General features: G+C 71.2%; 17 protein-coding genes. 9 read left to right on the forward strand and 8 right to left on the reverse strand.

What is annotated here, in order from left to right; genetic code table 11:
- Positions 1-45: 45 nt before the first annotated feature.
- From IE118_RS02175 to IE118_RS02205, 7 genes are all read right to left on the reverse strand, one after another.
- Entirely contained in the window at positions 46-405 is a 360-nt protein-coding gene (locus IE118_RS02175; protein ID WP_189555490.1) for a 5-carboxymethyl-2-hydroxymuconate Delta-isomerase, read from the reverse strand.
- A gap of 55 nt (positions 406-460) precedes the next feature.
- A complete protein-coding gene (gene pulA, locus IE118_RS02180; protein WP_189555491.1) occupies positions 461-5,872 on the reverse strand; it encodes a pullulanase-type alpha-1,6-glucosidase in 5,412 nt (1,803 codons plus the stop codon).
- 209 nt (positions 5,873-6,081) lie between these two features.
- A complete protein-coding gene (locus IE118_RS02185) occupies positions 6,082-7,455 on the reverse strand; it encodes an alpha-amylase (protein ID WP_189555492.1) in 1,374 nt (457 codons plus the stop codon).
- A gap of 168 nt (positions 7,456-7,623) precedes the next feature.
- A complete protein-coding gene (locus IE118_RS02190; RefSeq protein ID WP_189555493.1) occupies positions 7,624-9,318 on the reverse strand; it encodes a glycoside hydrolase family 13 protein in 1,695 nt (564 codons plus the stop codon).
- 155 nt (positions 9,319-9,473) lie between these two features.
- Positions 9,474-10,388 carry a sugar ABC transporter permease gene (locus IE118_RS02195; protein WP_189555494.1) on the reverse strand — a complete coding sequence of 305 codons (915 nt, stop codon included), beginning with the start codon at positions 10,386-10,388 and terminating at the stop codon, positions 9,474-9,476.
- A gap of 13 nt (positions 10,389-10,401) precedes the next feature.
- Positions 10,402-11,406 (reverse strand): carbohydrate ABC transporter permease, encoded by a 1,005-nt coding sequence (locus IE118_RS02200; protein WP_189555495.1) that lies wholly within the window; start codon positions 11,404-11,406, stop codon positions 10,402-10,404.
- 97 nt (positions 11,407-11,503) lie between these two features.
- A complete protein-coding gene (locus tag IE118_RS02205) occupies positions 11,504-12,775 on the reverse strand; it encodes an extracellular solute-binding protein (RefSeq protein ID WP_189555496.1) in 1,272 nt (423 codons plus the stop codon).
- A 422-nt stretch (positions 12,776-13,197) separates the two neighbouring features.
- Here IE118_RS02205 and IE118_RS02210 point away from each other — a divergent pair, with 422 nt between their 5' ends.
- A complete protein-coding gene (locus IE118_RS02210) occupies positions 13,198-14,232 on the forward strand; it encodes a LacI family DNA-binding transcriptional regulator (RefSeq protein ID WP_189555497.1) in 1,035 nt (344 codons plus the stop codon).
- 75 nt (positions 14,233-14,307) lie between these two features.
- On the forward strand, positions 14,308-15,276 hold the full coding sequence (locus IE118_RS02215; protein ID WP_189555498.1) for a phosphatase PAP2 family protein: 969 nt from the start codon (positions 14,308-14,310) through the stop codon (positions 15,274-15,276).
- Between the two features lie 41 nt (positions 15,277-15,317).
- On the opposite strand, the gene IE118_RS02220 is transcribed toward IE118_RS02215, so the two are convergent.
- A complete protein-coding gene (locus tag IE118_RS02220; RefSeq protein WP_189555499.1) occupies positions 15,318-18,320 on the reverse strand; it encodes a bifunctional [glutamine synthetase] adenylyltransferase/[glutamine synthetase]-adenylyl-L-tyrosine phosphorylase in 3,003 nt (1,000 codons plus the stop codon).
- A 167-nt stretch (positions 18,321-18,487) separates the two neighbouring features.
- Here IE118_RS02220 and IE118_RS02225 point away from each other — a divergent pair, with 167 nt between their 5' ends.
- The 7 genes from IE118_RS02225 to IE118_RS02255 all read left to right on the forward strand — a co-directional run bounded on the left by IE118_RS02225 (position 18,488) and on the right by IE118_RS02255 (position 22,670).
- On the forward strand, positions 18,488-19,030 hold the full coding sequence (locus IE118_RS02225) for a pyridoxamine 5'-phosphate oxidase family protein (RefSeq protein WP_189555500.1): 543 nt from the start codon (positions 18,488-18,490) through the stop codon (positions 19,028-19,030).
- Positions 19,031-19,034: 4 nt separating this feature from the next.
- The gene (locus tag IE118_RS02230) at positions 19,035-19,475 is read left to right on the forward strand and encodes a VOC family protein (RefSeq protein ID WP_189555501.1); all 441 of its coding nucleotides are present in this window, start codon (positions 19,035-19,037) and stop codon (positions 19,473-19,475) included.
- 170 nt (positions 19,476-19,645) lie between these two features.
- Positions 19,646-20,272, forward strand: a complete 627-nt coding sequence (locus tag IE118_RS02235; protein ID WP_189555502.1) for a hypothetical protein — start codon at positions 19,646-19,648, stop codon at positions 20,270-20,272.
- A gap of 10 nt (positions 20,273-20,282) precedes the next feature.
- Complete coding sequence (locus IE118_RS02240) at positions 20,283-20,708, forward strand: phage holin family protein (protein ID WP_229846639.1); 426 nt, start codon at positions 20,283-20,285, stop codon at positions 20,706-20,708.
- On the forward strand, positions 20,684-21,394 hold the full coding sequence (locus IE118_RS02245) for a DUF3618 domain-containing protein (protein ID WP_189555504.1): 711 nt from the start codon (positions 20,684-20,686) through the stop codon (positions 21,392-21,394). The genes IE118_RS02240 and IE118_RS02245 overlap by 25 nt, the downstream gene beginning before the upstream one ends.
- 194 nt (positions 21,395-21,588) lie before the next feature.
- The gene (locus tag IE118_RS02250) at positions 21,589-22,470 is read left to right on the forward strand and encodes a helix-turn-helix domain-containing protein (RefSeq protein ID WP_189555505.1); all 882 of its coding nucleotides are present in this window, start codon (positions 21,589-21,591) and stop codon (positions 22,468-22,470) included.
- Complete coding sequence (locus IE118_RS02255) at positions 22,467-22,670, forward strand: DUF397 domain-containing protein (protein ID WP_189555506.1); 204 nt, start codon at positions 22,467-22,469, stop codon at positions 22,668-22,670. The genes IE118_RS02250 and IE118_RS02255 overlap by 4 nt, the downstream gene beginning before the upstream one ends.
- Positions 22,671-22,687 lie beyond the last annotated feature (17 nt).

Here is a 22,687-nt window from a genome sequence, read left to right on the forward strand (position 1 = left end):
CCCGGTCGTCGAGTGGTCGTGACCCCCGCGCCGGCCCGCGCGGACCTACTCGCCCTCGAACTTCCGGTACGACGCGTCGAGCTCCCGCACCTCGGCGGAGGCGTGCAGCGTCTGCCCCTCGGACGGCTTGACGTACTGCCGCAGCAGGTCCAGCACGGCCTCGGTGAGCCGGGCCTTGGTCTCGTCGCTGCGGCCGGCCAGCAGGGCGATGTGGACGTGCACCAGGGCGTGCCCGCCGGTGTCGGGACCGACCACGACGTCCTCGGTCCGCCGGAACCGGGTCTTGCACGCCGGCGGCCTGGCGGCGGCGATCTCCACCACGGCGGTGTGCAGGTCCCGCGCGAACGCGGGCCGGTCGAAGCCGTCCGCGAGCCGCTCGGAGTAGTCGACGGTGATCTGCGGCATGAGCCCTCCTGTTCAAGGTCAGGAGGGCTCACACTAACCGCAGTGTCCTACGGGGTCAGCCGGCGGTGGTGAACACCGCGACCGTGCGCGCCGGAACGGTGAACGTGCCGGTCCCCTTCGCGTACGACGAGGTCTTCACGACCGCGTCCCCGCCCGCCGCCTGCACCGGGTGCAGCCGGTAGCCGGTCCCGGCGAGCGTGCCGACGCGCTGCTCCTGCCGCTGCGGGGTGGCGTTGAACACGACGACCAGGTCACCGAGCCGCATGGTGATCACACCGGGCGTCTCGTCCTTCCCGGAGAGCGGGAAGGAGAGCCGGGACTGCACCTGGGCCGCGGTGTCGAGGGAGAAGACCTTCTCCGTCGTGCGGATCCGCAGCAGGTCCTGGTACGCCGCCGTGGTGCCCAGGATCTGGGGGCAGCCGACCCGCACCGAGCCCAGCAGGGGCTTGGCATAGGACCACTTGTCCTCGTTGTCGGCGGCCGGCGGCAGCCCCCGGCCGAAGCCGTTGCCGGCCGCGCAGTTCCAGTGGATGGCGTTGAACCAGTCGCCGCTGTCGTAGGAGTTGCGGTCCAGCGACTTGGAACGCAGCAGGTCGGTGCCCGCCTGGGAGAGCGCCGGGCCCTGGGAGAGGGTGGCCGTCGCCATCGCGAGGACCTGCATGCGCGCCCGGTCACCGGCCGGGGTGTCCTCCGGCAGCTTGAAGGCGAGCGCGTCGAACAGCGACTCGTTGTCGTGCGCGTCCGCGTAGGCGAGGGCGTCACCGGGTACGGCCGCGTATCCGGCGGGTGCGCCGTTGTAGTCGACCTGCGAGCCCTTGACCTCCTTGCCGCTGGTGTCGGTGAAGGTGTAGCCGGCGAGGTTGCCGGAGAGCCCGACCTTGATCAGGTCCTGGTAGTGCAGGAGACGGGCCTTCTGCTCGGCCTCGGTGCCGTTGCCCTTCGAGGAGTTGGGGTCGGTGTACAGACCGGAGGCGAAGCCCTGCACTCCGGGGTCCTCGTCGAAGGGGCCGCCACCGCGCACGGCGTCACGGGCCCGGTCGGAGAAGGTGGCGATGCCGGTGCCGGCCATGTTCTTCTGCGTGGCCTGCTCGAAGCGGACGTCGTCGGCGATCTCGCCGAAGTTCCAGCCCTCGCCGTACAGGATGATCTTCTTGCCGTCGACGCCGTCCTTCTCCGGGGTGAGGGCGTCCAGGGCCTCGCGGACGGCGAGCATGTTGGCCTTGGGGTGGTGCCCCATGAGGTCGAAGCGGAAGCCGTCGACCTTGTACTCCCTGGCCCAGGTGACGACCGAGTCGACGACGAGCTTGCCCATCATGGCGTTCTCGGGGGCCGTGTTGGAGCAGCAGGTGCTGTTGGCGACGGAGCCGTCGGCGAGGAGCCGCTGGTAGTAGCCGGGCACGATCCGGTCCAGGACCGAGGTCTTCGCCTGGCCGTGGGACGCGGTGTGGTTGTAGACCACGTCCATGACGACCCCGAGGCCCTCCTCGTTGAGCGCCTTGACCATCTCGCGGAACTCGACCGTGCGGGCGGTGCCGTCCGGGTCGGTGGCGTAGGAGCCCTCGGGGACCGTGTAGTGGTACGGGTCGTAGCCCCAGTTGTAGGCGTCCTTGGCGGCGGCCTTCGCCACGCACTTCTGCTGCTCGGCGGAGTCGGCCGGGTAGGAGGCGAGGTCGCAGTCGACGCGCGTCTGGTCGGACTTCTTCTCGGGGATGGTGGCGATGTCGAACGCGGGCAGCAGGTGCACGTAGGAGGTGCCGGACTCCGCCAGCTCCCGCAGGTGCCGGCTGCCGTCGCTGTCCTTGTCGGTGAAGGCCAGGTAGGTGCCCGGGTTCTTCGCCGTGCGGTCCTCCACGGAGAAGTCGCGGACGTGCAGTTCCTGGATCTGGGCGTCCTTCAGCGGCACCGCCTTCGGCTTGGCGAGGGACGACCAGCCCTTGGGGGCGAGGCGCCGGTCGGCGAGGTCGACGACGAGGCTGCGCTCGGAGTCGGTGGTCAGGGCGACCGAGTAGGGGTCGGTGACCGTGTTGGTGGTGATCTCGCGGGTGCTGGGCGCCCACACCTCGACCTTGTACCGGTACTCCTTGCCCTTCCAGGAGGGCGGGCCGGTGACGGACCAGACGCCGGTCGTGTCGTCGCGGCGCATGCGGACGGTGCGGTCGCCGATCTCCAGCGACACGTTCCGCGCGGTGGGTGCCCACACCGAGAGGGTCGGGCGGCCGTCGCGGAAGACCGGGCCGAGCCGCGCCTTCGTGGCGCCGGCGGCGTAGAGGTCGTCGAGGACGCCGGCGGCCTGCACGCCGGTCGCCGCGAGGACCGCGCCGTTCGCGGCGTGCTGGGCGGCGACGACCTGGCCGCGCAGGGCCTCGCGTACCCGGTCCCGGTCGCGCGGGTCGACGGACCAGGCGGTGCCCCGGGCGAGGTGCGGGAACTTCGCCTTCTGGGCGTCGGTGAGCGCCGCCCTGGTCAGGCGCAGCCAGCGGGCGTCGCCACTCTTCAGCGTCCCGTCCCGGACCGTGACGGAGCCGGTGCGGGAGGCGAGGAGCTGGGTGGAGGCGGCGGCCTCGGAGCCGTCCCAGACGAGGGTGTCGCGGTCGATCCAGACCGCCTTGGAGGTGGTCAGGTCGAGGGCCGCCGCGGAGCCGGCGGGCTGTGGCAGCAGGTACTTCTCCTGGCCGCTCACCAGCCACACCTCGTGGCCCTTGGCCTTGAGGTCGAGGGACTGGTCGGTCGGGAGGTCCTTCTCGTCGCCCTTGTGGAGGATGTAGCTGAGGCTGGTGGCACCCGCGGCGAGCGGCACCTCGAAGACAGCGCCATAGGTGTCGGTCTTCACCGGCTCCAGGGGGTTCGACCAGTCGGTGGGCTCCGCGGCACCGGTCCAGGTGTGCAGGCCCCAGCCGTCGTAGTCGCCGTCCGCGCGGTGGTAGTGCAGGACCGCCTTGGTGGTGTCCTGGGCGGGGTACTCGGGCCGTTCGGTGACGACGGGTTCCTCGCCCTGCTCGATCCAGACCTCGCCGGTCCTGGTGAGGTCGATCGTGCGGTCGGTGGCGACGTCCTTGTTGCCGTCCTTGTCGATGACGAGGAAGCCGAGGTCGGACGCGCCGGGCTTGAGCTTGACGTGGGCGAAGGCGCCGTAGGCGTCGCGGCCGGTGAAGGGGTGGCTGTCCGGCCATTCGGTGGCCTCGCCGGCGGCGAGGTCGCCCCACGCGTACAGGCCCCAGTCCTCGTAGTCGCCGTCGGTGCGCTTGTAGTGGACGACCGCGTAGTCGCGGGAGGCGGCGGTGGGCGGCTCCGCGACGGGCGGGGTGCCGGTGGTGGAGGCGGCCAGGGCGCTCGCGGTGCGGCCGGCCGAGTCGATGACGACGGCCTTGTAGCGCAGGGCGGTGCCGGCGGGCACGTCCTCGCCGATGGTGTGGGTGACCTTGTGGGGGGCGTGGTCGGAGGAGCCGAGCGTCCGCCACTTCCCGTCTCCGGTCTGGGCGGCGAAGACGACCCGGTTGAGCTGCCCGCCCCGCACGTCGGCGGTGAGTTCGACGGTGCCGGTGGCGCCGGCCTCGGGGGCCTTCAGGGTGACCGTGGGCTTCGCGGCGGGCTTGCCGAGCGGGCCGGAGGCCTTGAGGACGATCGCCGAGCCCGCCGGGACGGTGACGGTGATCTTCTTGTCGGCGTCGCTGGTGACGGTGGCGTCGGTGCCGTACAGGCCCTTGAAGGCCATGCGGGCGGAGCCGGTCGGGAAGGTGGCCCGCTTCGTCTCGCCGGCGTTGTTGAAGGCGACGACGTACTCGGTGGTGTCCTTGCCCGTGCCGGTGCGGGAGAAGGCGTAGACGCCCGCGCCGTCGGCGGCGTACCGCTCCTGCTGGATGCCGTCGGTCAGGGCCGGGTGGGCCTTGCGCAGCTGCGCGAGTGCGCTGATCTGCCGGTAGAGCGGCGAGCGCGTGTCGTAGGTGTCCTCGGCGTGGGTGCGATCGGAGCCGATCAGGTCGTCGTCGAGGTAGTCGGCCGTGCGGGAGGCGAAGAGGGTCTGGCGGGCGTCCTTGTCGCCGCCGGCGCCGGTGAAGCCCTGCTCGTCGCCGTAGTAGACGACCGGGTTGCCGCGGCTGAGGAACATCAGCTCGTTGGCGAGCATGTCCTTCTTCAGCAGTTCCGCGTCGGAGGCCCCCGGGTTGTCCTGCTTCAGGAACGTCCCGATGCGGCCCATGTCGTGGTTGCCGAGGAAGGTGACCTGCTCGTAGGCGTTGGCCCTGTCGGTCGTGTACTTGTGGTCGGCGCCGAAGACGGAGGCGAGCTTCCCGGCGCTGCCGCCCTGGGAGGCGTACTGGCGGGCCGCCTCCTGGAACGGGAAGTCGAGCGTGGCGTCGAGGCGGCCCTCGGTGACGTAGGGGGCGGTGACGTCGGTGTCGGCGGAGTAGACCTCGCCGAACATGAAGAAGTCGTCCCGGCCCCGCTTGGCCGCGTAGGCGTCCAGGGCGGTGGCCCACTGGGTCCAGAACTCCATGTTGACGTGCTTCACGGTGTCGATCCGGAAGCCGTCGATGTCGAAGTCCCTGACCCAGCGCTGGTAGATCTTCTCCATGCCGTCGACGACCTCGGGACGCTCGGTCCACAGGTCGTCGAGGCCGGAGAAGTCGCCGTACTCGCTGGACTCCCCGGCGAAGGTGGAGTCGCCGCGGTTGTGGTACATCGTCGGGTCGTTGAGCCAGGCGGGGACCTTGACGCGCTTCTTCGCGTCGGGCACCCGGGGGGTGCGCGGGAAGGAACCGGCGTCCACCCGCGGGAACGGCCGGGTGCCGTCGGCGTAGTCGGTGTCGTCGAAGGGCTCGCCGTCCTTCGTCAGGTACGGGAAGGCGCCCTTGGAGAGGTAGCCGTAGGACTTCTCCTCGTAGTCGACGACGTCGGCGGTGTGGTTGGTGATGACGTCGAAGAAGACCTTCATGCCCTTGGCGTGGGCCTTGTCGATGAGGGTCTCGAGGTCCTCGTTGGTGCCGAAGTGCGGGTCGACCTGGGTGAAGTCGGTGATCCAGTAGCCGTGGTAGCCGGCGGAGGCGTCCTTGCCGGTGCCCTGCACGGGCTGGTTCTTGAAGATCGGCGCCATCCAGATGGCGGTGGTGCCGAGGCCCTTGATGTAGTCGAGGTTCTTCGTCAGGCCCTTGAGGTCGCCGCCCTGGTAGAAGCCCTTGTCGGTGGGGTCGTACCCGTGGGTGAGGCGTGAGCCGGTCAGCCCGCCGCGGTCGTTCTTCGGGTCGCCGTTGGCGAAGCGGTCCGGCAGGACGAAGTAGAACTGCTCGCGGGTCAGGTCGTGTCGCGCCGGCGACGAGGCGAGCTTCGCGTCCGAGGGGGGCGCGGGCGGGGTGGCTGCGCGGGCGGCGAGCGGCTGCACGAGCGCCGCGGCGAGCGCGGCCACGGTCACGGCGGCGATGCGCCGTCCCCGTGCGGTGCGGCGCCCCGGGGGCGCGGGCCATCTGGGTATCAAGGCGTGAACTCCTTGTGCTTACGGCTCATTGGGTCCGACCCCACGCCACGGCACGGCACGGCCTGTTTCGGCCACGTCACCGGAGCGTCGGCGTGACGTTATCGCCGTTGAAAGCTTTACAGCAAGGGTTCTGAAAGTAACGGTAAGGAATTGCACCGGAGACGCCGGTCGCGCCGCCGCCCGTGAACGGCGGGGCGACCGGCGCGTGTTCAGCAGCCGGACTTGCCGGCGTACACCGCGAGCGCCGTGTTGGCGCCCAGGGTGGCGGTCAGCTGTCCCGAACCGTTGACCGTCACGGGGGTGTTGTTCTGCACGTTGCAGTACGTGCCCGCCGGGAGGGAGGTCTGGTAGGTGCGGGTCAGGGAGCCGGACTCGTGGTTGATGGCCACGAAGCCCCTGTTGCCGCGGCCGAAGGCGATGGCGTCGCCCCCGTTGTCCCACCAGTTGGTGACCGCCTGGCCGCGGGTGGCGTTGCGGAAGCCCACCATGGACTTGATCTCCGGCCAGTTGTGCTGGCACTTCCAGCCGTTCTGCCAGCAGGCGTTCACCTGGCCGCCGTTGGGCGGGCCGGCGTCGTGGTCGGAGAACTCGTAGCCGGAGTTGATGTCCGGGGCGCCGTAGGGCCAGGCCAGCATGAAGACGTTGGCCAGGGTGTAGGTGGCGTTGTCCTTGTAGGACAGGGTGCTGCCGTTGCGCTCGGTGTCGTGGTTGTCGACGAAGACGCCGGAGACGGAGCTGTTCATGTAGCCCCAGCCCTCGCCGTAGTTCTTCAGGTAGGCGAGGTTCTCGTTGTTGAAGACCCTCTTGAGGTCGTAGGCGTAGCGGAACTCCTGGACGTCGCCGTTGCCCGTGTACTCGGTGGGCTGGACGGCCTCGCCCGCGCCGAAGATGACCTCCTGCTTCCAGTAGGCGCCCGGGTTGGTCAGGCGGGACTTGATGTTGGCGAGGTCGGCGGCCGGCATGTGCTTGGCCGCGTCGATGCGGAAGCCGTCCACCCCCAGGGAGAGCAGGTCGTTCATGTACCGGGCGATGGCTCCGCGGACGTAGTCCTCGCCGGTGTCGAGGTCGGCGAGGCCGACCAGTTCGCAGTTCTGGACGTTCCCGCGGTCGCCGTAGTTGGTGATCTGCGAGGTGCAGTTGTCGAAGTCGTACGAGGAGTACAGGCCCGGGTAGTTGTACTTCGTGTACGACGAACCGCCGGTGCCGGTGCCGTTCCCGGCGGACATGTGGTTGATGACCGTGTCGGCGACGACCTTCACGCCGGCCGCGTGACACGTGTCGACCATGTTCTTGAAGGCGGTCCGGTCGCCGAGCCGCCCGGCGATCCTGTAGCTGACGGGCTGGTACGACGTCCACCACTGCGCGCCCTGTATGTGCTCGGCGGGCGGGGAGACCTGGACGTATCCGTAGCCGGCGGGGCCCAGGGTGCTGGTGCACTCGCGGGCGACCGAGGCGAAGTTCCACTCGAAGAGGACGGCGGTGACGTCCTTGGCGCCGGGCGGGGAGGCCTGCGCCCCGGTCGGGGTCATGACAACCGAGGCTGCCGCGAGCGCGGTGGCGAGGGCGAGGGTTCTGCGTGCCATGTGGGGTTCCTTCTTCATCGAAGGGTGTGGGGATACCGCCGGAGTTGGTTGAAGCTTCTTGCAGAAATCTTCAGCAACCTTGCGGCAACGCAGATGTTAGAGGCCCGCCACCCGAAAGGGCAGCGGGCCGTACCAACTTCAAGGAAAAAAGTTGCCGGACGGGGGGCGTCAGCCCGCGGTCCACCACACGGTGGTGTCCGCCGGGACCCTCGCCTCGCCGCCGGTCTCGGCGACCTCGGCGTTGGCGATCAGCACCCGGCCGTACGCGGGCACGGTCACCGGCTCGCCCGTGGTGTTCGCGACGCAGACGAAGTCCCCGCGGCGGAAGGCCAGGACGCCCTCCGGGGCCGGCAGCCACTCCACCGCGTCCCCCGCGCCGAGGTCGGCCTGGTCCCGGCGCACCGCGAGCGCGCTGCGGTACAGCTCCAGGGTCGAGCCGGGCGTGCCGGTCTGCGCCTCGACGCTCAGCTCGCCCCAGCCCTCCGGCTGCGGCAGCCAGCTGCCGCCGTCGCCGAATCCGTACGACGAGCCCTCGCGGGTCCACGGGATCGGCACCCGGCAGCCGTCGCGGTAGCCGTCCTGGCCGGCGCCCCGGAAGTACGCCGGGTCCTGGCGCACCTCGTCGGGGAGGTCCACGACGTCGGGCAGGCCGAGCTCCTCGCCCTGGTAGACGTAGGCCGAACCGGGCAGGGCCAGCATCAGCAGGGTCGCCGCGCGGGCCCGGCGCAGGCCCAGCTCGCGGTCGCCGGCCAGCCGGATCTGCGTGCCGAGGCCGGGCGGGTTGGCGAAACGGGTGGCGTGCCGGGTGACGTCGTGGTTGGACAGCACCCAGGTGGCGGGGGCGCCGACCGGACGCATGGCGTCCAGCGTGCGGTCGATGACGGTGCGCAGCTCCTCGGCGTCCCAGTGGGTGCCCAGGTACTGGAAGTTGAACGCCTGGTGCAGCTCGTCGGGGCGCACGTAGTGGGCGGTGCGCTCGACCGTCGGGGTCCACGCCTCGGCGACGAAAATGCGCTCACCCGAGTACTCGTCGAGGATCAGGCGCCACTGCCGGTAGATGTCGTGCACGCCGTCCTGGTCGAAGAACGGCATGACATCGTTGCCCAGCAGCTTGAGCTGCTCGTGGTCTCCGAGGTCCGGCAGGCCCTCGGCCTTCACCATGCCGTGGGCGACGTCGATGCGGAAGCCGTCCACGCCCATGTCCAGCCAGAACCGCAGGATGGAGCGGAACTCGTCGCCGACGGCCGGGTGCTCCCAGTTGAAGTCGGGCTGCTCGGGCGCGAAGAGGTGCAGGTACCACTCGCCCGGGGTGCCGTCGGGCTCGGTGACGCGGGTCCAGGCCGGGCCGCCGAAGATCGACTCCCAGTCGTTGGGCGGCAGTTCGCCGTTCTCCCCCTTGCCGGGGCGGAAGTGGTAGCGGTCGCGCGAGGGCGACCCGGGGCCCTCGGCGAGGGCGCGCTTGAACCACTCGTGCTGGTCGGAGGAGTGGTTGGGCACCAGGTCGACGATGATTCGCAGGCCCAGTCCGTGGGCGTCGCGGATCAGCGCGTCCGCGTCGAGCAGGGTGCCGAACATCGGGTCGACGGCGCGGTAGTCGGCGACGTCGTAGCCGGCGTCGGCCTGCGGGGAGGCGTAGAAGGGGCTGAGCCACACGGCGTCCACGCCGAGGTCGCGCAGGTACGGCAGACGGGCGCGGATGCCCTCCAGGTCGCCCATGCCGTCGCCGTTGCTGTCGGCGAAGCTGCGCGGGTACACCTGGTAGATCACCGCGTCCCGCCACCAGTCGCGGCGCCGCGCGACGGTGGCGACGGCCGCGTCGGTCGTGGGGGTCGGGGCCGGGGCGGCGGAGTGCTGCTGGCTCATGTCGTCCTTGATACGAGTGCGGTCGGGGAAGCGAGTGGGGGTCGGCGGTGGTCGGGCGGGAGACGAGGCGGCCGCGGTGACAGCGGGGTCGGATGGGCACCGCGGCCGCCTACCCGCGCGAGTCAGGCGCGCGGGAGTCGTTGCCCGAAGGGGGATCAGCCCTTCGTGCCGCCGGCCGTGAGGCCGGTGACCAGGTTCTTCTGCACGAGGTAGAAGAACGCGGAGACCGGGATCGCGATCAGGACCGCGGTGGCGGCCATGAGGTTGCGCTGTGCGTCGTGCTCGCTGACGAAGCTCTGCAGACCGACGGCGAGGGTGTACTTCTCGTCGTCGAGCATGAACGTCGTGGCGAAGGCGACCTCGCCGAACGCGGTGATGAAGCTGTAGAACGCGGCGACCGCGAGACCGGGCCGGGCCAGCGGGAGGATCAGCCGCAGGAAGGTGCCGATGGGGGTCAGTCCGTCGACGCGTCCCGCCTCGTCGATCTCGAACGGGATGGTGTCGAAGTAGCCCTTCATCAGCCAGGCGCAGTACGGCACCGCCGTCGAGCAGTAGACGAGGATGAGTCCGAAGTAGGTGTCGATGAGCTGCAGGTCCGAGAGGATCTGGTACATCGGCACCATCAGGACGGCCACCGGGAACATCTGGGTGAGCAGAAGCACCCACATGAACTTCTTGTACCCCGGGAAGCGCATCCGGGAGACCGCGTAGCCGGTGGTGGCGGCGACGAAGACGCCGATGACCGTGGTCCCGAGCGAGACGATCAGCGAGCTCTTCAGCCAGTCGAAGAAGTTCGTGTCCTGCAGGACGTGTGTGTAGTTGTCCAGCGTCATTTTGCCCCAGATGCCGCCGGGACGCAGGTAGTCGTCCGGGTCGGGGCCGAGGGACAGGAAGACCAGCCAGGCGACCGGGAACAGCGCGATCAGGGCGGCCACGGTCAGGACGCCGTGCGAGGTGAGCTTCGCGAGCGGGCTCACCTCGCCGCGCCGGCGGGTCCCGCGGGCCGGGGTCTTGTCGTCGGCAGGCCGGTCCGCCGGAGCAGCAGGGGGGGTGACGGTAGAGGTGCTCATGGGAACTCCTGCCTCAGATCGCGAGCTGCTGCTCATTGCGGTTCAGCCAGCGGCGGTAGAAGGAGGTGAAGACGACCAGGATGGCCAGCAGCAGCATGCCGTAGGCCGCGGACTCGGCGAACTCGCGCGGCTGCTGTCCGAAGCCGAGGTAGTAGGCCCAGGTCACGAGGATCTGCGCGTCCGGCGCGGTGTTGCCGAACAGCAGGAAGATCACGGCGAACTGGTTGAAGGTCCAGATGATGCCGAGCAGGACCACGGTGGAGCTGACCGAGCGCAGGCCGGGCAGGGTGACGTGGCGGAATCGCTGCCAGGCGGTCGCGCCGTCCATCTCGGCCGCCTCGTACAGGGTGGCGTCGATGGACTGCAGCCCGCCGAGCAGGGAGATCATCATGAAGGGCACACCGCACCAGGTGTTGACCATGATGGCGGAGAACCGCTGCCAGAAGGTGTCCTCCAGCCAGGCCGGTGTCGGCAGGCCGAGGAAGTCCAGGCCGGAGTTGATGATGCCGGCGTCGGCGAGCATGAAGCGCCAGCCGAAGACGGTGACGAAGGTCGGCACGGCCCACGGCAGGATCAGGATCAGCCGGTAGAGGGTGCGGCCGCGCAGCTTCTGGTTGAGCAGCAGGGCCAGGCCCAGGCCGATGCCGTAGTGCAGGGCGACACAGGCGGCCGTCCACACGATCGTCCAGATGAACTTGGACCAGAAGCGGTCGTAGGCCGTCTCGCCCCACAGGATGTCGGCGTAGTTGTCGATGCCGATGAACTTGTAGGTGGCCTCGATCTCGTTGACGCCGATGGTGCGGGCCGAGTTGAGGCTGTCGGCGTCGGTGAGCGTGAGGTAGAAGCCGTACGCGAGGGGGTACAGCACGATGACGCCGAGCACCAGCGCCACCGGCGCGATCATGGCGTAGGCGTACCAGTACTTCTGGTAACCGCGCTTCAGGCGGCTGACCGGCCCGGGGCGGGGCGCGCGGTCACCGCGGCGCTTGCCGGTCGCACGGTCGATGGCGACTGTCATGGTTCGGCACCTTCTGGATGATCAAGGGGGACGGCACACAGGCCGGCGACCGCCGGACCCTCCCCTCCTGGAAGCGGGTCCGGCGGCCACACGGGCGTTACTTGCTGAAGTCCGGCACCAGCTTGGTGATCGCCGCCTCCGCGTCGCTCAGGCCCTTGTCCAGGGACTTCTTGCCGCCGGCGATCTGCGGCAGCTCGGTGTCCATCGGACCCCACAGCGAGCTGTACTCGGGCAGGGCCGGGCGCGGCTGGGCGGCCGAGAGGACCGTCTGGTAGCCGGCGATGCCCGGGTCGGCCTTGACCTGGTCGGTGTAGGCGTCGTCACGCGTGGGCAGCGTGGAGTTCTTCAGCGCGATGGTCTCCTGCGCCTTGGCCGAGGTCATGAAGTTCACGAACTTCAGCGCGGCCTCCTGCTTCTCCTTCGTGGAGCCCGCGTAGACCGAGAGGTTGTGGCCGCCGGTCGGGGCGCCCGCCTTGCCGGCGGAGCCGGCCGGGACGGTGGCGATGCCGAGGTTGTCCTTGTCCTTGAACGCCGAGCCCTTGTAGAAGTTGGTGATCTCCCACGGGCCCTGGATGATCGAGGCGACCTTGCCGTTGACGAACGCGTCCTGGATGTGGGCGTAGGCGTCGGCGGTCACGTCGGCCTTGTGCAGGCCCTTGCCCTCGAAGAGGCTCAGCCAGGTGCCGTAGGCCTTCTCGGCCTCGGGCGACTTCACGGTGATCTTCTTGGCGTCGGCGTCGACCATGTCGGTGCCCTCGCCGTACAGGAAGGACTGGGCGTAGTAGCCCTGGGTGGAGCCCCAGTAGCCGTCGACGCCGGTCTTGTCCTTGACGGTGGCGGCGGCCTTCTTCAGGTCGTCCCAGGTCTTGGGGGCCTCGACGCCGGCCTTCGCGAACAGCGCCTTGTTGTAGACGAAGGCGAGGGTGTCCGTGGTGAAGGGGACGCCGTAGGTCTTGCCCTCGTACTTGGCCTGCTCGAGCAGGTTGGGCTTGAACTTGTCCTGCTCGGCGAGGGCCTCGGTGCCGTCCAGCGGCAGGAAGAAGCCCTTCTTGGCGAACGCGGGGGTCCAGCCGACCTCGGAGCGCAGCACGTCGGGGGCGCCCTTGGAACCGGCGGCGGTGTCGAACTTGTTCTGCGCCTGGTCGAAGGGGACGTTGACGAACTTGACCTTGATGTTCTTGTTGGCGGCCTCGAACTCCTTGACCAGGGCCTGGTAGGTCGGCGCCTCGTTGGTCGCGTTGGAGGTGTCCCACCAGGTGATGGTGACCGGGCCGCCGGCCTTGTCGCCGCTGTCGCTGTCGCCGCCGCAGGCCGTCGCCGCGAGGGCGAGGGACGCCACCAGCGCGGTGGCCGCTATGCCACGCCGCATGAGGTTCTCCTTGAGGGTTAAGCCCGTGAGTGCAGGTGCGGCCCCGTCTGCCGTCCTGCGAATCGTGCCGACTGCGCCGATGGAGCCGCCGGGCGACGTGAACGTAACAGCGCTGGAACTTTTCCGAAAGACCTTGCAGAAAAGTTTTGCAAGCGGGGTCGAGAGTTATGCCGCCGTGACCTGTTCTCGACCGTGGCGCGACCCGGCTTTCCGCCCGTACGGCGGGGGTTCGGACTGTTGTGCAAGACTCTGCAAGCACTTGCCATCCGTTGTCGCCGGGGGAATCATCCCTTGCGGACCGGACGCCGACCACGACTTGAGGGATCGCGATGACCCAGCAGCCCGCGACGGGCCGTCCCACGGCGCGCACCAGGCGTCCGATCGGTGGGCAAGGTGAGAACCGGCAGCTACAGTCCGGTCCTGTGACCACACGGCTTGCTGATATCGCTGCTCAGGCGGGGGTGAGCGAGGCGACCGTCAGCCGGGTCCTGAACGGGAAGCCGGGCGTCGCCGCCACCACCCGCCAGTCCGTGCTCGCCGCCCTCGACGTCCTGGGCTACGAGCGCCCGGTGCGGCTGCGGCAGCGCAGCGAGGGCCTCGTCGGGCTGATCACGCCCGAGCTGGAGAATCCGATCTTCCCGGCGCTGGCCCAGGTGATCGGGCAGGCGCTGACCCGGCAGGGCTACACGCCGGTGCTCGCCACCCAGACCCCGGGCGGGTCGACCGAGGACGAGCTCACCGAGATGCTCGTGGACCGCGGGGTGGCCGGCATCATCTACGTCTCCGGGCTGCACGCCGACACCACCGCCGACATGCAGCGCTACGAGCGACTGCGGGCACAGGGCGTGCCGTTCGTCCTCGTGGACGGTTTCTCGCCGAAGGTGCAGGCGCCGTTCATCTCCCCCGACGACCGGGCCGCGATGGCGCTCGCCGTCACCCACCTCGCCTCCCTCGGGCACACCCGGATCGGGCTGGCGCTCGGGCCGAAGCGGTTCGTGCCGGTGCAGCGCAAGATCGAGGGCTTCGTGCGCGCCGTGCAGGAGCAACTGGGCCTGACGGCCGAGACGGTCGAGACGGAGCTGGTGCAGCACTCGCTGTACACGCTGGAGGGCGGCCAGGCCGCCGCCACGGCGCTGATGGACCGCAACTGCACCGCGGTGGTGTGCGCGAGCGACATGATGGCCCTGGGCGCGATACGGGCCGCCCGGCAGCGCGGTCTGGACGTGCCGAAGGACATCTCGGTGGTCGGCTTCGACGACTCCCCGCTGATCGCCTTCACCGACCCGCCGCTGACCACGGTCCGCAAGCCGGTCCCGGCGATGGGCCAGGCCGCGGTGCGCACGCTGCTGGAGGAGATCGGCGGGACGCCCGCACCGCACAGCGAGTTCGTGTTCATGCCGGAACTGGTGGTGCGCGGTTCGACCGCTTCGGCCCCTGGGGACCGGAATCGTCCTTAGGGCGGAGAAGGTGCGGGTCCTGCCCGACCGAGGGATGATCAGAGGGGGACGTCTTTTCTGGCAGACTCTGTGCCCATGGGTGACCCGACCGTGACCACGCTCGAAGGCCAGGAACAGGCCGTAGCGCACCCCGTCGCGGACGAGACGGCGGGGCGGCGCGGGCTGCTCCGCCCGCGCGCCCCCCGCCGGCCGCGGCTGTGGTTCGAGATCCTCCTGATCGCGGTGAGTTACTGGACGTACTCACTCATCCGCAACGCGGTGCCCGAGCAGCGGGCCGAGGCCCTGCGCAACGCCGACTGGATCTGGCAGTTCGAGGGGCGACTGGGCCTGGCCTTCGAGGAGTCCTTCAACCAGGCCGTCAATGCGGTGACTTGGCTCATCGTCGGCATGAACTACTACTACGCCACCTTGCACTTCGTGGTGACGCTGGGTGTCCTGGTGTGGCTCTACCGTAGTCACCCCGGCCGGTACGCGGCGACCAGACTGGTGCTGTTCACCACGACGGGCTTCGCGCTGGTCGGCTACTACCTGTATCCGCTCGCCCCGCCCCGGCTGATGAACGGCCAGGACTTCGTCGACACCGTGCTGGTCCACCAGACCTGGGGGTCGATGGCCTCCGGCGACCTGAAGAACATGTCCAACCAGTACGCGGCGATGCCGTCGATGCACATCGGCTGGTCGCTCTGGGCCGGTCTGACGATCTTCGCGCTGGCGACCGTCCCCTGGGCGCGGGTGCTCGGCCTGGTGTACCCGGTGGCCACCCTGGTCGTCATCGTCGCCACCGCCAACCACTTCTGGCTGGACGCGGTGGGCGGGGTGGTCTGCCTGGCCGTCGGCTACGGCATCGCGCTGGCCTGGTACGGCCGTCAGCCGTACGCCCTGCCCCGGCGGGTGGAGGAACCCGCGCGGAAGGCACGGCTGAGGGGACCCGCGCGGCAGGAACGGGCCCCGGACGCGCCGGTCGCCGCGCCCTCCACCGGCACCTCGAACGCCTCCGAGGCCGTGGACGCCGCCGAGCGGATCCGGGTGCCGAAGCAGGGGTGAGTGAGTGGGGGTCCCGGAGCGGCGACGAGCGCCCGCGGACCCTACGACCCGCCGTAGAACAGCTCCTCCACCACGCCCCGCGCCCGTCGTGCCGTGCGCCGGTACGCGTCGAGCATGTCGCCCGCGTGCCCGGGGCCGTAGCCCAGGTAGCGGCCCACGGCGCCCAGTTCCCGCGGCGCGGTCGGGAAGGTGTCCCCGGCGCGCCCCCGCACCAGCATCACGGCGTTGCGCACCCGGGTGGCCAGCACCCACGCCTCGTCGAGGATGCAGGCGTCCTCCTCGGAGATCAGCCCGGCCGCGCGGGCGGCGGCCAGCGCCTCCCGCGTGCGGGTGGTGCGCAGGCCCGGTTCCCGCGCCGCGTGCCGCAGCTGGAGCAGCTGCACGGTCCACTCCACGTCGGACAGCCCGCCCGGGCCGAGTTTGGCGTGCAGCTTGGGGTCGGCGCCGCGCGGCAGCCGCTCGGACTCCATGCGGGCCTTCAGCCGCCGGATCTCGCGGACGGCTTCCTCGTCGAGGCCCTCGGCCGGGTAGCGCAGCGGGTCGATCAGCTCGGTGAAGCGGCGGCCCAGCTCCTCGTCCCCGGCGACGGGTTCGGCGCGCAGCAGCGCGTGCCGCTCCCACACCAGCGACCAGCGCCGGTAGTACGCCTCGTACGACTTCAGGGTGCGCACCAGCGGGCCGGACTTGCCCTCCGGGCGCAGGTCGGCGTCGATCAGCAGCGGCGGGTCGGCGCTGGGGGCCTGGAGCAGCCTGCGCATCTCGGCGACGACCTTGTTCGCGGCCTCGGCCGCTTCCCGTTCGTCGGCGCCGTCGCGCGGTTCGTGGACGAACAGGACGTCGGCGTCGGAGCCGTAGCCCAGTTCGTGCCCGCCGAAGCGGCCCATGCCGATGATGGCGAACCGGGTGGGGAGGGTGTCCCCCCAGCCCTCCCGGACCACCGCGCGCAGCGTGCCGGCGAGGGTGGCGGCCGTCAGGTCCGACACCGCGCCGCCGACCAGGTCCACCAGGGCGCCCTGGTCGGCCTCGGCGGGCTGGGACTCGGTGCCGTAGGAGCCGACGATGTCGGCGGCCGACGTGCGGAACATCTCGCGGCGGCGCACCCCGCGGGCGGCGGTGACGCCCTGGGTGGCGTTGTCGGCGCGGCGGACGGCGGCGAGGACCTCCTGCTCCAGCGAGGCGCGGGAGCGGGGGGTGAGTCCCCCGCCGTCGCCGTCGCCGAGCAGCGCCACCGCCTCGGGGGCGCGCATCAGCAGGTCGGGGGCGAGCCGCCCGGCGGAGAGCACCCGGGCGAGGTTCTCGGCGGCGGCGCCCTCGTCGCGCAGCAGCCGCAGGTACCAGGGGGTCTTGCCGAGCGCGTCGGAGACCTTGCGGAAGTTCAGCAGACCGGCGTCGGGGTCGGCGGAGTCGGCGAACCAGCCGAGCAGCACCGGCAGCAGGGTGCGCTGGATGGCGGCCTTGCGGGTGACGCCGGACGCCAGCGCCTCCAGGTGGCGGAGCGCGGCGGCCGGGTCGGCGTACCCGAGGGCCACCATGCGTTCCCGGGCCGCCTCGGCGCTGAGCCGGGCCTCACCGGGGGCGAGCGCGGCGACGGCGTCGAGCAGCGGCCGGTAGAACAGCTTCTCGTGCAGCCGCCGTACGACGGAGGCGTGCCGCTTCCACTCCCGGCTGAGGGTGGTGACCGGCTCGGTGCGCAGGCCCAGGGAGCGGGCCAGCCGGCGCAGGTCGGTCTCGCCCTCGGGGACGAGGTGGGTGCGGCGCAGCCGGTGCAGCTGGATGCGGTGTTCCATGGAGCGCAGGAAGCGGTAGGCGTCGTCGAGCTGGGCGGCGTCGGCCCGCCCCACGTAGCCGCCGGCGGCGAGGGCCTTGAGCGCGTCGAGGGTGGTGCCGCTGCGCAGGGAGGCGTCGGCGCGTCCGTGCACCAGCTGGAGCAGCTGCACGGCGAACTCGACGTCCCGCAGCCCGCCGGGGCCGAGCTTGAGCTGGCGGTCTATCTCTGCGGCGGGGATGTTCTCGACCACCCGGCGGCGCATCTTCTGCACGTCGGCGACGAAGTTCTCCCGCTCGGCGGCCTGCCACACCAGCGGCTGGACCGCGGCCACGTACTCCTCGCCGAGCGCGAGGTCGCCGGCGACCGGGCGGGCCTTGAGCAGCGCCTGGAACTCCCAGGTCTTCGCCCAGCGCTGGTAGTAGGCGAGGTGGGAGGCGAGGGTGCGCACCAGCGGCCCGTTGCGGCCCTCCGGGCGCAGATTGGCGTCGACGGGCCAGATGGAGCCCTCGACGGTGGTCTCGGAGCAGATCCGCATCAGGTGCGAGGCCAGCCGGGTCGCGGCGCGCAGCGCCTTGTCCTCGTCGGCCCCGCCGGCCGCCTCCCCCACGAAGATCACGTCGACGTCGGAAACGTAGTTCAGCTCGTGTCCGCCGCACTTGCCCATCGCGATCACCGCGAGCCGGCAGAGGGCGGCGTCCTCCGGCGCGTCGGCCTGTGCGAGGGCGAGGGCGGCGCGCAGGGTGGCGGTGGCCAGGTCGGCGAGCTCGGCCGCGGTCTCGGCGACCTCGATGGTGCCGCAGACGTCGCGGGCGGCGATGGACAGCAGGCAGCGCCGGTAGGCGACGCGGAGCGCGACGGGGTCGCCGGCGTCGGCGAGGCCGCGTGCGAACTCCTGGACGCCGGGGTGGAGGTCGCGCGGCTCGTAGGTGACCAGGGCCTGCCAGTCGCTGGGGTGGCGGGCCAGATGGTCGGCGAGCGCCTCGGACGCGCCGAGCACCCCGAGCAGCCGGTCCCGCAGCGGCTTGGCCGCTATCAGGGTGTCCAGCAGTTCCTGGTGGGCGGTGGGCCCGTCCTGCGCCTCGAGCAGCCGCACCAGGCCGAGCAGCGCGAGATCGGGATCGGCGGTCTGGCCGAGGGCGTCCAGCAGCACCGGGTCGTCGCGCACGGCCGCCAGCCCGTCGCTGTCGAGCAGCCGTTCGGCGGCGGACGGATCGGTGAAACCGTGCCGCAGCAGCCGCGTGAAGATACTGCTCCTGCGCCCCGGCGCCGACGTCATCCCCGGCCTCCCTCGTGCCTCGGATCAGGGTCGTACGGCCCTGAGCCTAGCCGGAGTACGGGCGCGCGGCCCTGGCGCCCGCCGCCCGGGGCGTCCCGCGATGAGTTCCGGGCGCGGGCGCGGTCCGAAGGAGGAAGGCACGAAAGGCCGACCCGCGAGGAGTCCCCGTGAACGTCACCCCCGAGGCCCGCCTCGACGCGCGCTACAGCGATCCGGAAGCGGGTCCGCCGCCCTGGTCGGAGGTGGAGCGGCTGATCTCCGGGGCCGAACTGTTCTGGATCTCCACGGTCCGTCCCGACGGCCGTCCCCATGTCACCCCGCTGCCGGCCGTCTGGTCGGAGGGCGCGCTGCACTTCTGCACCGGCCCCGAGGAGCGCAAGGCCCGCAACCTGGCCGGGAACCCGCACGTCGTGCTGACCACCGGCACCAACACGTGGGACCGGGGCTACGACGTGGTGGTGGAGGGCGAGGCGGTACGCATCGCCGACGAGGCGCGGCTGCGGGAGCTGGCGGCGGCGTGGGAGGAGAAGTACGGCGGCTTCTGGCACTTCGAGGTGCGGGACGGGCACTTCCACCACGGTCCCGGGCACGCTCTGGTGTTTTCGGTGGCGCCGCGGACCGTGTTCGGCTTCGGTAAGGGGGAGCCGTTCAGCCAGACCCGGTGGCGGTTCCCCGGCACCGGTGACGCCGTATCCGACGAAGGAGCCTGATCTCGTGGACATGACCCTCGAAGTGATCCCGCTGCCGGTGAGCGACATCGACCGGGCCAGGGACTTCTACCGGGACAAGGTCGGCTTCCACGTCGACATCGACCAGGAGGTCATGCCGGGCATGCGCATCGTCCAGCTGACCCCGCCGGGCTCCGGCTGCTCGATCGCGCTCGGCGAGGCGCTGTGGGAGTACACGCCCGGCAAGACCCCCGCGCCCGGCGCCTACCAGGGGCTCCAGCTCTGCGTCGCCGACATCGAGGCGGCCCACGCGGAACTGGTCGGACGGGGCCTGGACGTCTCCGAACCGGTTCGGTACGCCGAGTCCGACGGCGCCACCTTCATGTACTTCACCGACCCGGACGGCAACGGCTGGGCCGTCCAGGAGTACCGCAAGCGGGCGGAGGAGCCGCTGCACAAGCTGCTGGGGGACCAGGCCGGCGGATAGGACACCGGGGCCGACACCTCCGGCAATTGATCCCCTCACGTGTCAAACCACCCCAAAAGGTCACTCGGACGGGGACGGACGGCCCTGCGTGTGCCACAGCGCGCGTCCCGGCCCCGCACCGGGGCACCGGCAGGGGCCGTACGCGGACATCCGATGAGGGGAAAGCGCCGATGAGTGAGTCCGTAGGTACCGGAGCCGGGGGCGCCGGAGAGAAGGTCAGGGCGGAGACCTCCGCGACGGCCGGGCAGGCCAAGCAGTCCGCCGGCCAGGTCGCGGGGACCGCGGCGGAGCAGGCCCGCAACGTCGTGGGCGAGGCACGGCAGCAGGCCGGCACGGTCATGGAGGACCTGCGCGGCCGCGCGGTCCACGAGGCGGACGGGCAGGCCAGGCGGGCGGCCGGCACGCTGCGGAGCTGGGCGGAGGACTTCTCCGGACTGGCCGCGCACGCCGAGGGCGACTCGCCTGCCCGCAGCCTGGCGGCCCGGGCCGGCGACAAGGGGCAGCGGGCGGCCGACTACCTGGAGCGGCAGGGAGTCGAAGGGCTCGCCGCCGACCTGCAGAACTTCGCCCGCCGCCGTCCGGGCGCTTTCCTCGGCGGCGCCCTGCTGGCCGGACTGGCCGTCGGGCGCCTGGCCAAGGTGACGCAGTCGGCGTCCCGGCCGGACGGGAACGGGCAGGCGCGGGGCACCGCGGCCCCGGAGCCGCAGGCCCTGCCGGTCGCTCCCCCGCCGGTACCGCCGAACCCGATCTCCGCCCCGCCCGGCGGCGCACCGGGCCGCCCGTTCCCGGAGGCGTGAGATGGCCACGATGTCGCCACTGTCCCGGGCCCGCTCCGCCGAGCCCGCGGTCGCGGACCGGGAGAGGTCCACGGGCGAGCTGCTCTCCGACGTGACCTCGGACCTCCAGGTCCTCTTCCGCCAGGAGGTGGAGCTGGCCAAGGCCGAGATCAAGGAGGAGGGCGCCAAGGCGGGCAAGGCGGCCGGCATGTTGGGCGGTGCCGGCTTCGCCGGCTACATGGTCCTGCTGTTCCTGTCGCTGGCGGCCGTGTTCGCGCTGGCCAGTGTGATGGACGAGGGCTGGGCCGCCCTGATCGTCGCCGCCCTGTGGGGGATCGCCGGAGCCGTGCTCTACCAGAGGGGCCGGGCCAAGATGCGCACCGTCTCCCCCAAGCCCGAGCAGACCGTCCAGACCCTGAAGGAGGACGCGGAATGGGCACGTCACCCGACCACATGAGGGCCGAGATCGCGGCCACGCGCAACCAGCTGTCCGCGGACGTGGACCGGCTCGCCGACCGGGCGAGCCCGCGCCGCATGGCCCGCCGCCGCAAGGCGAGGATGCGCCGCACGGTGTCGGGCGTCCGCGACCGCGTCATGGGCACCGCGTCCCACACCGCGCACGGCATGGCGGACACCGCGCGCTCGGCGTCCGGGTCGGTGCAGTCCGCGGCGGGCTCGGCGGCCGAGTCGGTGCAGGAGGGCACCGGGCGGGCGGCCGAGTCGGCGCGCGAGGCCGCGGGGCAGGCCGGTCAGGCCGTCCAGCAGACACCGGAGATGGCCCGCCGTCAGACGCAGGGCAACCCGATCGCCGCCGGCCTGGTCGCCTTCGGCGTGGGCCTGCTGGCCGCCTCGATGATCCCCGCCTCCGAGAAGGAGCAGCAGAAGGCGTCCGAGCTGATGGAGCGGGGCGCCGAGGCGCTGGAGCCGGTGAAGCAGGCCGCCACCGAGTCCGCGCAGAACCTGAAGGAAGGCGCGAAGGAGGCCACGCAGAGCGCGGCCGCGGAGGTGAAGGACACCGCCCAGCAGGCGGCCCGCACCACCCAGGACGAGGCCCGCGGCCAGGCCGGCCAGGTCACCGACCAGGCCCGCGACTCCGGCCGCACCCTCAAGGACGAGGCGCGGAACCGCTCCGGACCCTCGTAGGGACCCGGATCCGCGCACGGAGCCTCGCCGGCCGTCGCCCGCGGCCCGGCGGGGCTCCCCCCGCGTGTCCGGCGGGCGTCGCGCGCCCGGGGATCACCCGATGGCGTGCTTCGGGCCGGTGACGCCCCCATGACCCCGGCGGGCTGCCTACCGTGAGGCACCTCGCGACACGCGCGTACGGCGGAGGGGCACGGGTGACGGTGGACGGTGAGGCGGTACGCCTCGACGACGAGGACCGGGCGGACGAACCGGGGTGGGAGGTCGACCCCGACGACGAGTGGGGCGTGGCCGTCGTCGCCACGGTGGGGCGCCAGTTGAAGCTGCGCCGGGAGGCCGTGGGGATGCGGGCCGCGGACTTCGCGGCGGCGGTGAAGTACGGGGAGGACCTCGTCTACAAGGTCGAGAGCGGCAAGCGGATCCCCCGGCCCGAGTACCTGGAGAGGGCGGACGAGGTCCTGGGGGCGGGCGGGTTGCTCGCCGCGATGAAGGAGGACGTGGCGAAGGTCCGGTATCCCAAGAAGGTACGGGACCTCGCGAAGCTCGAATCCCAAGCCGTGGAGCTCGTTTCGTACGGCAGTCACAACCTGCACGGGCTGTTGCAGACCGAGGAGTATGCCCGGGCCCTTCTGAGTACCCGGCGTCCCGCTCTGGCGGAGGACGACCTGGAGCGGGCGGTCGCCGCTCGGGTGGCCCGGAAGGCGATCTTCGAGCGGCGTCCCGCCCCCGAGTTGAGCTTCGTACAGGAGGAGGTGACGCTCAGGCGCCCTGTCGGAGGCAGGTCGGTCCTGCGCAGGCAGCTCGAAGCTCTCCTGGAACTGGCGCAACTGCGGCACGTCGAGCTACAGGTGATGCCGACGCTCCGCGGTGACCATCCGGGTACCGGAGGACGCATTCAGGTGCTCAAGTTCGCAGACGGCTCAGCGGTGGGCCGGGCCGACGACGAGTTCGGAAGCCGCCCGGTCACCGATCCTCGCCAACTGCGGATCCTTGAGCTGCGCTATGGCATCATCCGAGCCGAGGCGCTGACCGCGCGGGAGTCATTGGCCTTCATCGAACAGGTGCTGGGGGAAACATGAACCGCAAGGGCTCGGGCGGACATAGTGAACTGAACTGGTTCAAGAGCAGCTACAGCGACAGCAGCAACCCGAACGACTGCGTCGAGGTCGCGACCGCCCCCGGTACCGTGCACGTCCGGGACTCCAAGGTCCCGGACGGGCCCCGGCTCACGCTCACGTCCGCCGCGTGGAGCAGCTTCGTGGAGCGCACCGCCGGCTGAGGCCCGGGGGCCGCCCC

It is taken from the genome of Streptomyces pilosus (assembly GCF_014649835.1).
Taxonomy (GTDB): Bacteria; Actinomycetota; Actinomycetes; order Streptomycetales; family Streptomycetaceae; genus Streptomyces; species Streptomyces pilosus.